The organism is Streptomyces sp. NC-S4 (assembly GCF_054353315.1).
Window position 1 is genome coordinate 3,410,762 of the sequence record NZ_CM135937.1, and the last position, 14,009, is coordinate 3,424,770.

Here is a 14,009-nt window from a genome sequence, read left to right on the forward strand (position 1 = left end):
GCGGCAGGATGGCTGAAACATCTGTGCACTATGACTACCCACGCACACACGTGGGCACTGGGAGACGTCCATGGGCATCGACGAACTCGACGGCCGGCTCATCGTCCTGCTCGCCCGTGAGCCGCGGATCGGGGTCCTGGAGGCCTCGCGGCGCCTCGGCGTGGCCCGCGGGACCGTGCAGGCGCGGCTGGACCGGCTCCAGTCGAACGGGGTCATCCGCGGGTTCGGCCCGCAGGTCGACCCGACCGCCCTGGGGTATCCGGTGACCGCGTTCGCGACGCTGGAGATCAAGCAGGGGCAGGGAGCCGACGTACGGGCGCACCTCGACGGCGTCCCGGAGGTGCTGGAGCTGCACACCACCACCGGGCACGGGGACATGCTGTGCCGGCTGGTGGCCCGGTCCAACGCCGACCTCCAGCGGGTGATCGACCGCGTCGTCGGCTTCGAGGGCATCGTGCGGGCCTCGACGGCGATCGTGATGGAGAACCCCGTACCGCTGCGGATCATCCCGCTGGTGGAGCAGGCGGCGGAGGACGACACCCGGGCCTGAGGCCCCGGGAAGGAGTTGCAAAGAAACCCTTGCATAGAGTTCTTTGCAACCCTATCGTCGAGCCATGCCCGAGAAGCCGGTAGCACCTGCGGAGCCCAACGTCCGCACACTCGACGCCCGTTCACTGCGCGGCCTCGCCCACCCCCTGCGCATCCGACTGCTGGGCGCGCTGCGCCACGACGGCCCCGCGACCGCCTCCCGGCTGGCGGACCGGTTCGGGGAGTCGAGCGGCGCCACCAGCTACCACCTGCGCCAGCTCGCGGCCCACGGGTTCGTCGAGGACGCGCCCGAGCACGGCAAGGGCCGCGAACGCTGGTGGCGGGCCGTGTACGACGGCACGGCGTTCGACGAGACCCTGACGCTCGACGAGGACCCGGCCGTGCGCGGCGCGGCGGACCTCTTCCTGCACGAGATCGCGACGATCCACACGCAGGAGCTGAGCACCTGGCTCGGCAACGCCCACAACTGGCCGACGGAGTGGCGGCGCGGCGCGGACCTGAGCGACTTCACCCTGCATCTGACCCCGGCGCAGAGCCACGAGCTGATCCACAAGATGCACGACCTGATCAACAGCTACCGCGACCTGCCGGCCACGCAGGACACGAAGCCGGTCCGCCTCCACACGCACGCGTTCCCCCGCGAACCGTGACCCCTGCGGGGTGCCCTGCGGGCGGCTCGGCGGTTGGTGGTGCGGGCGGCCCCCGCCGGGGCTGCGCCTCAAACGCCGGCGGGGCTTGGAGGGGTGGGGCGGGGCCCCGCACGAGGGTCTCCTCGGCTCGGCGCGCGCGGCCCTGTCTCGGCCAGACGGCCATGGTCGCGCCTCGTCCTGCGGGGACCCTCCCGCGTGTCCCCGCCCCACGGCAGAGCTTCGACAGCGACGGCCCGCCCCCTTCCCGGAGAGCCTGCGCCGCCGGGCGGGGGAACCCGGCCGTCTTCCCCGTGGGCGTGTGCGGCTGAGGGGCGGGGGGGACGGGGCGGGGTGTCCCCGCAGGACGAGCGCGCACCACCGAGCACAACCGAGACAAACCGAACCGCGCGAGCCGAGGAGACACCCCGCCCCGGCCCCCCGCCCCGACCCCCGCCGACAAGCCCGCACCATCCAGCCCCGCCGGCGATTGAGGCGCGGGGTCCGGGGCAGCGCCCCGGCACACGGCCCGCACCAGAAGCACAGCCCACAGAACAGACGGCCGCAACACGAACCAGCCATCCGAGGAGTACACCGTGCACGCCTTATCCCCCGACAGGCGCCCCCTGATCGGCGTACTGGCCGCCAACACCATCTCCATCGCCGGGAGTTCACTCACCCTCATCGGCGTCCCGCTCTTCGTGCTGCAGACCACCGGCAGCGCCGGACGGGCCGGGGTCGTCGCCTTCTGCGCCACCCTGCCCGTCATCGTGGCCGCCCTGATCGGCGGACCGGTCATCGACCGGATCGGCCGCCGCCGGGTCTCCGTCGCCTCCGACCTGATCAGCGGCCTGTCGGTCGGCGCGATCCCGCTGCTGCACTACACGGGCGTGCTGGAGTTCTGGATGCTGTGCACGCTGATGGCCGTCGGCGGCCTGGTGCACACCCCGGGCCTGACCGCCCGCGCCGTGCTGCTGCCCAATCTCGCCGAGCACGCCGGCACCACCATCACCCGGGCCGCCGGCCTCTACGACGCGGTCTCGCGCGGCGCCCGGATGATCGGGGCCGCGGTGGCCGGACTGCTCATCGCGGCGTTCGGCGCCGAGACCGTGCTGCTGCTGGACGCGGCGACCTTCGGGGTGTCGGCGCTGCTGGTCGCCGCGTTCCTGCGCGGGGTGCCGGCCGCCGAGCCGCAGCGCGCCGCCGGGAAGGTGTCCCTCAAGGCCTACCGCGCCGAGCTCGCCGAGGGCTGGGCCTTCATGACCCGTACCCGGCTGCTGCTGGGCGTCACGGTGATGGTCATGATGACCAACGGGCTGGACCAGGGCTGGTCCTCGGTCCTGCTGCCGGTGCACGGCCGGGAGGCCCTCGGCGGCGCCGCCTCGATCGGCCTGGCGATCTCCCTCTTCGGCGGCTTCGCCCTGCTGGGCGCCCTGCTCTACGGGATGTGGGGCGAGCGCTTCCCGCGCCGCGCGGTGTTCACGGCGGCCTTCCTGCTCTCCGGGGCGACCCGGTACGTGGTGGCCGCCCTCACCGACACGACGCTGCCGCTCACGGTGACGATGGCCCTGGCCGGCCTGGGCGCGGGCATGCTCAACCCGATCCTGACCACGGTCATGTACGAGCAGGTGCCGGAGGAGCTGCGCAGCCGCGTCTCGGGCGTGGCCACGGCGGGCTGCGAGCTGACCATGCCGCTGGGCGGGCTCGCGGCGGGTCTGCTGGTCGACGGGTTCGGGGTCACCACCGCGCTGCTGCTGTTCGGCGGCACGTACCTGCTGACGACGCTCTCCCCGATGGTCTTCCCGGCGTGGCGCGGACTGGACCGGGCCCCGGCCGTCAGCAGGACGGAGCCGGCTCTCCCCGGTTCAGCGCGCGAAGAGAGTTCACCGCATCCGTCAGCGAGGTGACGGGGACCAGTCGCAGCCCTTCGGGGAGTTCCGACAGGGCGTCCGCGCACTCGGCCTTCGGTACGAGGAACACGCTCGCCCCGTCGCGCCGCGCGGCCTGGGTCTTCAGGGCCACCCCGCCGACCGCGCCGACCTCGCCGTCGGCGGTGATGGTGCCCGTACCGGCGACGCTGCGGCCGCCGGTGAGGTCGCCTCCGCTGCCGTCGCCGTCGAGCTTGTCGACGATGCCGAGGGAGAAGAGGAGCCCGGCGCTCGGGCCGCCGACGTCGGCGAGGTTGAGGTCGACCTTCACGTCCTTGGGGTCCTTGTGGAGGAAGCCGAGGGCCGCGTCGGTGGCGGCCGACTGCGACTTGGTCATCTCCTCCAGGTTGTGCTTCTCGATCTCCTCGTCGCTCCCGCCCGAGGAGTAGACGGCTTCCCTGGGCATGACCGCCTGGTCGGTCTTGAACCAGTGGCCGATGAGTTCGTGCAGCTTCATCGTCGAGGACGGGCCGGTGGCCCGGATGGTGGTCATCCGCAGTTCGCCCTTGGTGTCCCGGACCGGGGCACCGGTCACGGTGATGACCGGCTTGCCCTGGTCGGAGCCCAGGACGTCGGCCGTGAGCCCGGGAATGGCGACCACGAAGGGCAGCGGCGCGAAGGCCGCGGCGGCGAACAGCCCGAGCACGGGCACGGCGCAGACGGCCAGGGCGGCGGGACGCGGCAGACGTGTGAGGCGTGAGAGCACCCGCCCAATCTATCCGGCCCTTCCCACCCCGACCCCGCCGCACCGTTCCAGCCCGCCGGGCATATTCAGCCCCGCCGGCGATTGAGGCGCGGGGGCCCGGGGGCAGCGCCCCCGCAACGGCGCCGCACCCGGCAACGCAGCGGCACCGACGGGCAACCGCCGAGCCCGCGGCCTAGCGAAGGGCGTCGGCCACCTCGCGCGCCGCGTCGACCACCCGCGGCCCGACCCGCTCCGGCACGGCGTCCGCCAGCATGACGACGCCGACGCTGCCTTCCAGCCCGGTGATGCCCACGAGCGGCGCGGCGGCGCCGCTGGCGCCCGCTTCCAGCTCTCCGTGGGTCAGTGTGTACCCCGGCTCGATCAGGGAGCCCTGACGGGCCGCCAGGATGGCCCGCCCGGCGGCCCCGCGGTCCAGCGGGTGGCGGAAGCCGGCCCGGTAGGCCACGTGGTAGTCGGTCCAGGTCGGCTCGACGACGGCGACGGCGAGCGCCTCCGTGCCGTCGACGAGGGTCAGGTGCGCGGTGGCACCTATGTCCTCGGCGAGGGAGCGCAGCGCGGGCAGGGCGGCCTCGCGCACGAGCGGGTGGACCTGTCGGCCCAGCCGCAGCACTCCGAGACCGACCCGGGCCCGGCCGCCGAGGTCACGGCGGACCAGGGCGTGCTGTTCGAGGGTGGCGAGGAGCCGGTAGACCACGGTGCGGTTCACACCGAGCCGGTTGGAGAGCTCGGTGACGGTCAGACCGTGGTCGGTGTCGGCGAGCAGTTTGAGGACTCTGAGCCCTCTGTCGAGAGTCTGGGAGGTTTCCGCGGTCACGACGCCTCTCCCTCTTTCGGTGAGCGGCGGTGACTCTCGGGGTGGCACGTCGCCGGTCCCGCGGCGACGCACGGAGAGGCCGCCGGTAGCGGCCATTGCACCGGCTGCGCTCCCGCGGCGGCGCTGCCACGGTGCGTTTGATGCGGGGACATTAGCGAGCGGGTCCGCTCAGCGGAAGGGCTCGTCCAGAATCCGGGCGCGCGCTACCTGTTTATGCCGTTTCCTGATCGACCTCGGTGTCAATTCGTGACCTCGTTTGCCACAGGACGCCTTTACCAACCCATTACTCTGAGCATGTTCAAAACGACTGTGATCGGCTCCAGGGGGGATGCGCCCACGCGCACCTGGGGTCCGGAGGGGGAAGCACCACCCATGAAGCTCAAGCGCATCGCCGTCGCGGCCGCCGCCGCGGTGGTCGGACCGACGGTCCTGATGGCCACTCCCGCGATGGCCGATGAGGTCCGCAATCCCGCGGTCACCACCCCGGACGCGGAGCCCAAGGGCGACGGGGCCGACGACCGGGTCCCGGCCGGGACCGAGGCCTCCGCGAAGACCGCCGCGAAGACCGCCGCCCAGGCCCAGGCCGGGCCGGAACTGTCGATCTTCAGTCAGCCGACGGCCTTCGCCGCGGGCGGCGACTGGTCCCAGTTCAACGTGTCCCTGAACAACCGCGGCAACAAGGCCGTGGAGGGCTTCGACCTCGGCCTGTCCTTCGCGGGCACCGACGTCAAACTGTCCGGCGAGCACATCGAGCTCGAGTACCACACCGGGAACGGCTGGGCCCAGGCCCGGCGGATGCCGGGCCTGGACGCTCCGGTCTTCGACCTGCTGTCCGGCGTCACCGTCGGCGAGAACGGGACCAAGACCCTCCCGGTGCGCGCACGCGCCTCGGCCGACGCTCCCGCCACGGCCCTGACGATCACGGCCACCGGCACCAACCACACCTCGGTCGACTCCAAGCCCTTCTCCCGCCAGTCGAAGATCACCCGGGCGGGCGAGCAGGTCGTGTCCAAGGCCCCGGTCCTCAGCCTGCACGGCCTGCCCCGCGAGGGCTTCAGGGCCGGGGACGACGTCGGCAACGAGCTCACGCTGAAGGTGGACAACTCGGCGCGCCCCGGCACGGGCGAGTACTACGTCGGGGTCGACCTCGTCTCCGAGAACACCTCGCTCCGCGCCGATCAGGTCGTCGTCGAGTACTACGCCACGACCGTGGACGGCGAGGCCTTCTGGCACCCGGTCGAGGTCACCGGGGAGAACGGCAAGCTGCGGATCTTCGACTTCGGCGGCGAGTACGAGGCGGGCGAGAAGCGCGACCTGGTCATCCGGGTCAAGTTCACGGCGGACGTCCCCGCCGGGGACCTCAAGCTGGACGTCTCCGGCCAGGGCAACCCGCGCCACGGCGGCCTGGTCTCCAAGACGGTGAGCTACCGCTCCACCGTCGTGGCCGCGACCGCGCCGGTGGACATCGACGGTCCGAAGATGACCCTGGCCGGCATCCCGGCCGGGGGCTTCAAGGCGGGTGCGGACTGGCAGGAGCTCCAGCTCACGCTCGACAACGCCGGCCTGCCCGACATCGAGGACTACCTCGTGTCGTTCCACATGGGCCGCGGCTTCGGCCAGGGCCCGTGGGTGGACCCGTCCCAGATCCGCCTCCAGGCATTCGGCGAGGACGAGCACGGCAAGGAGGGCTGGTTCGACATCGAGATCGGCGGCAGCGAGGACACCATGGGCGGCGATGTCGGCCTCCAGTCCATCGCCGCGGGCGACAAGGCCGTCGTGAAGCTCCGTCTGCGCTTCGACAAGAGCACCCCGGCCGGCGGCTTCAACATCGGGGCCTCCGGCTACAAGGAGCAGGAGTCGGGCCCGTTCATCTGGTCCTCCACGGGCGCCCACACCACCACGATCCTCACCGCCGACAACGGCGGCGGAACCGGGACGGGCACCGGCACCGGGACCGGGACCGGCAGTGGTACCGGGGGCGGCACCGGCAACCAGCCGAAGCCCGACGGCGGCACCACCACCACGCCGGTCGTCGACCGCACCACCACCAACACCACCGGTGGCCGACTGGCCGAGACCGGCTCCGACGCGGCCACCAGCTGGGCCCTCGGCGGCGCCGGCGTGGCGCTCGCCATGGGCGCGGCCCTGGCCGCCGGCACCGGCCGCCGTCGCCGCCCGACCGCGTAGACGCCGGACGGGGTCCGTGCGAACCTCCGCACGGACCCCGTCCCGAACTACGTACGAACTCACCGCATGCGGGTGGCCCACTCCTGCACCTTCTTGATGCGCTCGCGCAGCTGCCCCGCGGTCGCCTCCGCGCTCGGCGGCCCGCCGCACACCCGGCGCAGCTCCGTGTGGATCACCCCGTGCGGCTTCCCGCTCTGGTGGACGTAGGCGCCCACCATCGTGTTGAGCGACTTGCGCAGCTCCAGCAGCTCCTTGTGCGAGACCACGGGCCGCCGGTCCGCCGGCAGCTCCAGCAGGTCCGCGTCCGCGTCCGGCTTGCGGCGGCTGTGCGCGATCTGCCGCGACTGCCGCTTCTGCAGCAGCATCTGCACCTGGTCCGGCTCCAGCAGCCCGGGGATGCCGAGGTAGTCCTGCTCCTCCTCGCTGCCCGGGTGCGCCTGCATGCCGAACTCGGCGCCGTCGTAGAGGACCCGGTCGAAGACCGCGTCGGACTCCAGCGCCTCGAAGGACATCTGCTCGTCCTCGCCGGTGTCCTCGTCCTCCTGCTTGTTCGCCTCGTCCATCTCCTTCTCGGACTCGGCGTACGGATCCTCCTCGCCCTGCTTCTTCGGCTTGTCGAGGACGTGGTCGCGCTCGACCTCCATCTCGTTGGCGAAGCCGAGGAGGTAGGGGATGGTCGGCAGGAACACGGACGCGGTCTCGCCGCGCCTGCGCGAACGCACGAAGCGGCCGACGGCCTGCGCGAAGAACAGCGGCGTCGAGATGGTGGTGGCGTAGACGCCCACCGCGAGGCGCGGTACGTCGACGCCCTCGGACACCATGCGGACGGCGACCATCCAGCGGCTGCCGTCCTCACTGAACTCGTCGATCCGCTTCGACGCGCCGGTGTCGTCGGAGAGCACCACGGTCGCCTTGCTGCCGGTGATCTCCCGCAGCAGCTTGGCGTAGGCGCGCGCCGAGTCCTGGTCGGAGGCGATGACGAGGCCGCCGGCGTCCGGGATGCCCTTCCTGACCTCGGTCAGCCGCTGGTCGGCGGCGCGCAGCACGTTCGGCATCCAGTCGCCGCGCGGGTCCAGCGCCGTGCGCCAGGCCTGGGAGATGGCGTCCTTGGTCATCGGCTCGCCGAGCCGGGCGGCGATCTCGTCGCCGGCCTTGGTCCGCCAGCGCATGTTGCCGCTGTAGGAGAGGAAGATGACCGGCCGGACGACGCCGTCGCCGAGCGCGTTGCCGTAGCCGTAGGTGTAGTCGGCGGAGGACCGCCGGATCCCGTCGTTGCCCTCCTCGTACGTGACGAAGGGGATCGGGTTCGTGTCGGACCGGAAGGGCGTTCCGGTCAGGGCCAGGCGCCGGGTCGCCGGGTCGAAGGCCTCCAGGCAGGCCTCGCCCCAGGACTTCGAGTCACCGGCGTGGTGGATCTCGTCGAGGATGACGAGGGTCTTGCGCTGCTCGCAGCGGTTGCGGTGCAGCATCGGCCGCACGCCGACACCGGCGTAGGTGACGGCGACGCCGTGGTAGTCCTTGCTGAGCGGTCCGGCGGAGTACTCGGGGTCGAGCCGGATGCCTATCCGGGCCGCCGCCTCCGCCCACTGCTTCTTCAGGTGCTCGGTCGGCGCGACGACGGTCACCTGCTGGACGACGTGGTGGTGCAGCAGCCAGGAGGCGAGGGTCAGCGCGAAGGTGGTCTTGCCGGCGCCGGGCGTGGCGACCGCGAGGAAGTCCCGCGGCTGGTTCTGGATGTAGCGGTCGAGCGCCCCCTGCTGCCAGGCACGCAGCTTGTTGGCGGTACCCCAGGGGGCACGGCCGGGGAAGGCGGGTGAGAGATGGTGGGAGGCGGTAGTAGTCACGGTCTCCGGTTCGTGCTCTCGGCGTATCTGGTACGGGTGGCAGGCAGTCGTACGTAGGACAACCGGGCCACCCTACCGGCCCGGGCCCGCCCCTCGCGGAGGGACAGGCCCGTGACCTCGGCGGGTGCGGCGAGCGTCACATCGGCGGGGCGAGCAGCGCCCGCAGCCGCGCGGCGATCCGCCCGGTGTCGCCCTCGTGCCCGGCGGCCACGTCGATGACCAGCGCGTACGCGGCTTCCTGGTCCACGTCGCCCGGATCGGCCCCGTTCACGGCGAGGAAGGTGGCCGCGGCGAGCCAGGCGGTGCGCTTGTTCCCGTCCACCAGGGGGTGGTTGGCCGCGATGCCGTGGAGCAGCGCGGCGGCCTGCTCGTACGGGTCCTCGTAGGCGGGGGTCCCGAACATGCGCGCCCTGGGCCGGTGCACGGCCGATTCCAGGAGCCCGGGGGCGCGCAGTTCGACGGGCTGGTCCTGGGCCAGGCAGGCGTGCCGGGCCAGGTCGAGGACCTCGGCGAGCGTGAGGTGGCGCACCGGGGCCGTGGGCGCGCTCATTCGCCGAGCCGCTTCAGCAGGGGCGCGTGCCGCCGCGCGAGTCGCAGCGCCTCGGCCCCGACCCGGTCGCGCTCGGCCCGCAGCAGCGCCCGTACGGCGTCCAGCGCGAGTTCCCCGGGCGACCGGCCCGTCGCGTCGGCGAGGTCGGCGAACTCCGCGCGCTCGGCGTCGGAGAGTCCGGTGATCAGCTCGTTCATGGGCGGAACGGTAGTGGGGCCGCCGGTCGGGACGCAGCCGGATTACCCGTCGCCGGGCAGGCCCGGGCGGTCACTCCCCGGCGGTCACTCCCCGGCGGGGACTTCGACGGGAACTTTGGCGGGAACCTTGGCGGGATCCAGCCGGGTCGCCACCCACGCCCCCACCAGCGCCACGCAGGCCATCGGCAGGAACACGACGGCGAAGGCGGCCGGATGCGAGGCCGACGCGCCGGCGGTCACAGTGTGCGCGGCGCCCACCGCACCACCGCCCAGCGCGGCAAAGGCGGCGCCCCCGCCGGCCAGCAGCACCACGTTGGCGAGCGCGTCCGAGATCTGCAGCGCGGCGGAATTGGCCCCCGCCTCGTCCGGTGCCGACAGCTGGAGCAGCAGCACGCTCGTGGAGCCGATCACCAGGCCCATGCCGAGGCAGCCGACCGCCCAGGCCAGTGCCAGCGTCCACACCGGCACGGACTGGATCAGCACGGCGGGCGCCGCGGCGATGGCCAGCGCCACCAGCACCATCCCGATCACCATCAGCCGTTCCCGGTACGGCGCCGTGCGCCCCTGCGACTGCACCCACGAGCCGCCGGCCCAGGTCACCCCGCCCAGCGCGAGCGAGAACCCGGCCATGGTCGGGCTCAGCCCCCGCTGGGTGACCAGCATCAGCGGGACGAAGCTCTCCGCCGCGATGAACGACCCGGCGGCGACCCCGCGCAGCAGCACCACGGACGGCAGCCCGCGCCGTGCCAGGTAGGTCCCGCGCGGCAGCAGTCCCAGCACGGCCGGCACGAGCAGGGCGGCGCCGGCGATGCCCGGCACCAGCGACAGCCAGCGCAGGTCCTGGGCGGCGTACTGGAGCAGCCCCGCCCCCAGTGAGATGCCGAGGGCCAGCCGGATCCGCCGCCGGTCGAAGGCCGCGGGCGGGGCGTCGGGATCGACGGGCCCGGACGCGGTCCGCCGTATCGCGGGGAGCGCCACCACCAGGGGCACCACCACCAGCGCCGGTATCCCGAGGAAGACCCAGCGCCACCCGAGGTGCTCGGTGACCGTCCCGGAGGCCAGCGGCCCGACGATCGAGGGGACCACCCAGCTCGCGGCGAAGGCGGCCATGATCGCGGGCCGCAGCCGCTCCTCGTAGGCCCGGCTGACGACGACGTACAGGGCGACGATGACCAGCCCGCCGCCGAAGCCCTGCACGGCCCGGCCGAGCACGAACAGCCACATGACCCCGGCGGTCCCGGAGATCACCAGCCCGGAGGCGAAGGCGGCGATCCCGACGGTCAGCGGCCGCAGCGGCCCCTGCCGGTCGGCCCACTGGCCGGACAGGACCATGCCGAAGAGGCTGGTGGTGAAGTAGGCGGAGAAGGCGAAGGCGTAGAGCCCGATCCCCTCCAGCTCGCGGGCGGCGACGGGCATGGCCGTGCCGACGGCGGTGGCCTCGAAGGCGATGAGGAAGACGACGGAGATGATCCCGATGCTGAGCGTCCGGTACGCGGGCCCGAGAACCCCGCCCCGGGGCGGGGGCGGGATCGGTGCGGTTCTCTGGGGCACACGGGGTTCAAGGGCGCTCATCGCCCCAGAGTAAGGGGCGTAGCCCGGGATCGTCCCTGTCAATTCGACGGATCTCGTGCTCGTCCCGCAGACCTAGGTCCGCCGCACTGTGAACGCGGCATGGCAGTCGCGTTGCACGGTCCCCGCTTCCCTTCCGCGGCCCCGCGGGCCCCCGTAGCGTCGTCGACGTCACCACCACCCAGCCGTGTGCCCGAGTGGTTGAGGGACTCGCCTGCAAAGCGAGTTACGCCGGTTCGATTCCGGTCACGGCTTCTATCGTTTGACCAGGCAGAACAACCGGCCGCGCCCCCATTGGGGTGCGGCCCCGCCTCGGCCCGTCTCACTTCTCGTCTCAGTTCACCGCGTCGGAGGGTGCAGGAGTCGAGCCACTGGACGGACTCAGTAGAGCGGGGTCGCGGCGGCCCGCCGATCGAACGTGCCGCCTCAAGGTGATCCCCGCACACTCCCGAGGGAGTGCCGGCTCCCCTTAGGGAAGCTGGTTCTGCGCAGCTGCGTTCGTCGCCCGCCTAGCAGTGTCAGCGACAACCTTCATCGCATCGTTGTCATGACGCCGCAAGATAATGATGACGGCCATGGAGATGAGACTTGGACCACAGAGCAAAGAAGCAAGCCACCAAGCATCCTTGGCTACATAGACTCCACCCGCCAGCATGGAAATGCTCAAGACTGCGCCAACAATAAGGCTAGCCATGCGGAAATGATGGTTTCTCGCCTCGCGCATCTCACGCGCCTGCCGCTCAGCTTTCTTTACTTGAATATCCAATTGCTTGGTTCGGATCTGATGCTCGCGCTTCAGCTGTGGTTCAAGGGCCGCCAGGGCAATCTGAAGCTGTTCCGGACCTCCGAGCGCCTGCCCCCACTTCATAGCGATTTCCAGGCCCGCGGACAGCAGTGGATCATCTTCCCTCGGCGCTGGAGCCGTACTACTGTTCTCAACGCTCACTGCTGCACGCCTCCGCCACCGCGACCTGCTGGTTCATAGTTAATTCCCGAAGGCTCGGGAGGCGGCCCAAGACGCAGGAAGAGACGCGCAAGCGTGTGCTCCATCGTCTGCTCGGCCACCAAGGCCGTCTCCTTCACGCCCCCCCGCTCAAACTCCCGGGCGAAGTCAGAGTCGGCCGAACGCACCCACGGCAGGCCAGCGAGAGAGTGCTGAATCGACCGAATCAAATTCTCCGACGAAGCACGCTGGTCGATACCTGTAGCCAGCCCGCGCAAGCGTCCCATGAACTCCCTGAGAACCTCTAGCGCATCCCGCTCATCCGCCATGATTGCGCCATCTCGAAGGATGCGGAATTCAGTCAGAAGCAGCCAGAGACCTTCAGGAGTGCAACATTCAGGCGCGTCACGCAAGCGGTCTCGGATTGCGCCAGCAGCTCGCGTCAATTCGAGTACGTAGGACTGATACGCCGGATCATCCCAGCTCGTCCTTAGGCCCTGCTTCGGAGGAGGGGAATAAACACTCTCGATCAACTCTCTGCGGCGCTTTTCACGCGCAGCATAGGCTGCCGCACCATGGCGAACTCCCACCACGGAGGGCGACGCCGAGGCTCGCGTCCCGCTCCGTGGGATCCACCTAGCGACCCTGCGACGAAAGCCCATACGCCCCCCTGGACCTGACCTGCCGTAAGCCTAGCCAGAAACCTGCCTCGGAGGGGAGGCCTTGGTACGAGAACTAGGGAAGCGTTTCCGATCAACCGCTGAGGGGGCGCCTGGAGGGACACCCCCTCGCATGCCGAGGTGATCGAGCTGTTGCCACCCAGCTCTGAAACAAGCTCCTAGCGATCTACGCGCCCTATGGCAGCGGCATCTGGCGCGCCCCCTGCTGACCAGATCAGCGAATCGACCTGCACAGCAACGCTGCTGCGGACGCCATCGACCATGTGTTGGTACCGAGCGGCCATAGCGGTGGTTGACCACCCCATGAGGCCCATGACAGCCCGCTCCGGCACACCCAGAATCAGCAGAACCGTCGCGGCTGTATGGCGCGCATCGTGAAGCCGGCCATCACGGATGCCAGCTTCAGCCAGAAGGCCCTTCCACTCGGCCCAGTCACGACGATGAGATGGGCTTCGACCGAGCTCATCCGGGAACACCAAGTTTGCCTCCGCCCAACGCCCTCCTGCCGCCTGCCGTTCCACCTCTTGCATCTCGAAGTGGACTCGCAGAAGGTCAACGAGCCGCTCCGGGAGACCGACTGCACGGCGGCCGGCGCGCGACTTGGTGGTGGCAGTCTCGGGGTTGCTGCGTCGCCTGTCCGGGCAGTACCCGGCCTTGCGCCCGCAGGAGGTGGCGCACCCGTGTGCGTACTGCGGCCGGTGGCGGCTGCGGCGCACCACGAGGAACCCCCCGTCGAGGTCCACGTCCTCCCACTTCAACGCCAGCACCTCCCCCTGGCGTAGTCCGAGGGCGAGGGCGACAGCCCAGCGCGCGGAATTCCGATGCTGGCCTGCGGCCTTCAGCAACTGCCGCACCTCTTTCACGGTGTACGGCTCCGCCTCGTAGTCGCCCGTTTTCGGGGCCTTGGCCAACTGCACTGGGTTCTTGCCGAGATGACCGCGCCGCACAGCCTCGTTAAGGGCGGTGCGAAAGGTTCTGTGCACCTGGTGAGCCGTCGCTGCCTTGCTGCCGTTGGCCTGCATCTTCGTATAGAAGGTCTCGATGTGCTCGGGCTTGAGCCTGTCGAGACGGTGCGCGCCCAAGCCGGGGATGAGGTGCTTCCGCACTGCGACGCCGTACCCGACCATCGTGTTGTCGTTGACGGTGAGGGGTGCGACGTTCTCGATCCAGTGCGTCAGCCAGGCCTTAACGGTCATGGCCTTGCCGGGCTTCCGCACGGTCTTGGCCTCGCGCTCCTTCTCCAGCTTCCTTACAGCAGAAGTGACTTCGGCGCGGGTCTTGCGCTCGACGTGACGCCGGTCAGGTGAGCCGTCGTCGCGCACACCGACCGTGACGCGGCCGTGCCACTTTCCATCCTTCCCGAGGTAGATGGAGCTACGGCCGTTGGGCTGCCGGGTCCGCTTGTTCTCTGTCATA

Annotated in this window: 13 protein-coding genes and 1 tRNA gene; 5 read left to right on the plus strand and 9 right to left on the minus strand. The window is 70.9% G+C overall.

Translation table 11 applies throughout. The features are described from left to right. Positions 1-70: 70 nt before the first annotated feature. From ACXNSR_RS14975 to ACXNSR_RS14985, 3 genes are all read left to right on the plus strand, one after another. Positions 71-550, plus strand: a complete 480-nt coding sequence (locus ACXNSR_RS14975; protein ID WP_189737417.1) for an Lrp/AsnC family transcriptional regulator — start codon at positions 71-73, stop codon at positions 548-550. Positions 551-614: 64 nt separating this feature from the next. Then, positions 615-1,199: an ArsR/SmtB family transcription factor gene (locus ACXNSR_RS14980; RefSeq protein ID WP_458642521.1), complete on the plus strand. Its 585-nt coding sequence runs from the start codon at positions 615-617 to the stop codon at positions 1,197-1,199. Between the two features lie 572 nt (positions 1,200-1,771). Beyond that, a complete protein-coding gene (locus ACXNSR_RS14985) occupies positions 1,772-3,082 on the plus strand; it encodes an MFS transporter (RefSeq protein ID WP_458642522.1) in 1,311 nt (436 codons plus the stop codon). On the opposite strand, the gene ACXNSR_RS14990 is transcribed toward ACXNSR_RS14985, so the two are convergent. Continuing rightward, positions 3,012-3,809 (minus strand): S16 family serine protease, encoded by a 798-nt coding sequence (locus ACXNSR_RS14990; RefSeq protein WP_458642523.1) that lies wholly within the window; start codon positions 3,807-3,809, stop codon positions 3,012-3,014. The genes ACXNSR_RS14985 and ACXNSR_RS14990 overlap by 71 nt on opposite strands. A gap of 172 nt (positions 3,810-3,981) precedes the next feature. Further along, positions 3,982-4,623: an IclR family transcriptional regulator gene (locus tag ACXNSR_RS14995; protein WP_007264382.1), complete on the minus strand. Its 642-nt coding sequence runs from the start codon at positions 4,621-4,623 to the stop codon at positions 3,982-3,984. Positions 4,624-4,995: 372 nt separating this feature from the next. Between ACXNSR_RS14995 and ACXNSR_RS15000 the strand changes: the two genes are divergently transcribed. Further along, positions 4,996-6,810: a hypothetical protein gene (locus ACXNSR_RS15000; protein ID WP_458642524.1), complete on the plus strand. Its 1,815-nt coding sequence runs from the start codon at positions 4,996-4,998 to the stop codon at positions 6,808-6,810. 59 nt (positions 6,811-6,869) lie between these two features. Here ACXNSR_RS15000 and ACXNSR_RS15005 read toward each other — a convergent pair whose 3' ends face one another. From ACXNSR_RS15005 to ACXNSR_RS15020, 4 genes are all read right to left on the minus strand, one after another. After that, complete coding sequence (locus tag ACXNSR_RS15005) at positions 6,870-8,654, minus strand: DEAD/DEAH box helicase (protein WP_266595976.1); 1,785 nt, start codon at positions 8,652-8,654, stop codon at positions 6,870-6,872. Between the two features lie 136 nt (positions 8,655-8,790). After that, positions 8,791-9,204, minus strand: coding sequence for a type II toxin-antitoxin system death-on-curing family toxin (locus tag ACXNSR_RS15010; RefSeq protein ID WP_458642525.1), 414 nt, complete (start codon positions 9,202-9,204; stop codon positions 8,791-8,793). Further along, positions 9,201-9,401: a hypothetical protein gene (locus ACXNSR_RS15015; protein WP_458642526.1), complete on the minus strand. Its 201-nt coding sequence runs from the start codon at positions 9,399-9,401 to the stop codon at positions 9,201-9,203. The genes ACXNSR_RS15010 and ACXNSR_RS15015 overlap by 4 nt, the downstream gene beginning before the upstream one ends. Before the next feature lie 84 nt (positions 9,402-9,485). Next, on the minus strand, positions 9,486-10,973 hold the full coding sequence (locus tag ACXNSR_RS15020) for an MFS transporter (protein ID WP_458642527.1): 1,488 nt from the start codon (positions 10,971-10,973) through the stop codon (positions 9,486-9,488). Positions 10,974-11,153: 180 nt separating this feature from the next. On the opposite strand from ACXNSR_RS15020, the gene ACXNSR_RS15025 reads away from it, so the two are divergent. Further along, a tRNA-Cys gene (locus ACXNSR_RS15025) sits at positions 11,154-11,225 on the plus strand. Positions 11,226-11,439: 214 nt separating this feature from the next. On the opposite strand, the gene ACXNSR_RS15030 is transcribed toward ACXNSR_RS15025, so the two are convergent. The 3 genes from ACXNSR_RS15030 to ACXNSR_RS15040 form a co-directional block, all read right to left on the minus strand. Continuing rightward, a complete protein-coding gene (locus ACXNSR_RS15030) occupies positions 11,440-11,916 on the minus strand; it encodes a hypothetical protein (protein ID WP_458642528.1) in 477 nt (158 codons plus the stop codon). Then, the gene (locus tag ACXNSR_RS15035) at positions 11,913-12,242 is read right to left on the minus strand and encodes a hypothetical protein (protein WP_458642529.1); all 330 of its coding nucleotides are present in this window, start codon (positions 12,240-12,242) and stop codon (positions 11,913-11,915) included. Before ACXNSR_RS15035 ends, ACXNSR_RS15030 begins: the two co-directional genes overlap by 4 nt. Positions 12,243-12,751: 509 nt before the next feature. Beyond that, positions 12,752-14,008, minus strand: coding sequence for a tyrosine-type recombinase/integrase (locus ACXNSR_RS15040; protein ID WP_458642530.1), 1,257 nt, complete (start codon positions 14,006-14,008; stop codon positions 12,752-12,754). Position 14,009 lies beyond the last annotated feature (1 nt).

Excerpts from the sequence above, each read along its gene's own strand:
- ACXNSR_RS14975 (WP_189737417.1), top strand. The coding sequence starts at position 71 with ATGGGCATCGACGAACTCGACGGCCGGCTCATCGTCCTGCTCGCCCGT.
- ACXNSR_RS14980 (WP_458642521.1), top strand. The coding sequence starts at position 615 with ATGCCCGAGAAGCCGGTAGCACCTGCGGAGCCCAACGTCCGCACACTC.
- ACXNSR_RS15000 (WP_458642524.1), top strand. The coding sequence starts at position 4,996 with ATGAAGCTCAAGCGCATCGCCGTCGCGGCCGCCGCCGCGGTGGTCGGA.
- ACXNSR_RS15010 (WP_458642525.1), bottom strand. The coding sequence starts at position 9,204 with ATGAGCGCGCCCACGGCCCCGGTGCGCCACCTCACGCTCGCCGAGGTC.
- ACXNSR_RS15015 (WP_458642526.1), bottom strand. The coding sequence starts at position 9,401 with ATGAACGAGCTGATCACCGGACTCTCCGACGCCGAGCGCGCGGAGTTC.
- ACXNSR_RS15020 (WP_458642527.1), bottom strand. The coding sequence starts at position 10,973 with ATGAGCGCCCTTGAACCCCGTGTGCCCCAGAGAACCGCACCGATCCCG.
- ACXNSR_RS15035 (WP_458642529.1), bottom strand. The coding sequence starts at position 12,242 with ATGGCGGATGAGCGGGATGCGCTAGAGGTTCTCAGGGAGTTCATGGGA.
- ACXNSR_RS15040 (WP_458642530.1), bottom strand. The coding sequence starts at position 14,008 with ATGACAGAGAACAAGCGGACCCGGCAGCCCAACGGCCGTAGCTCCATC.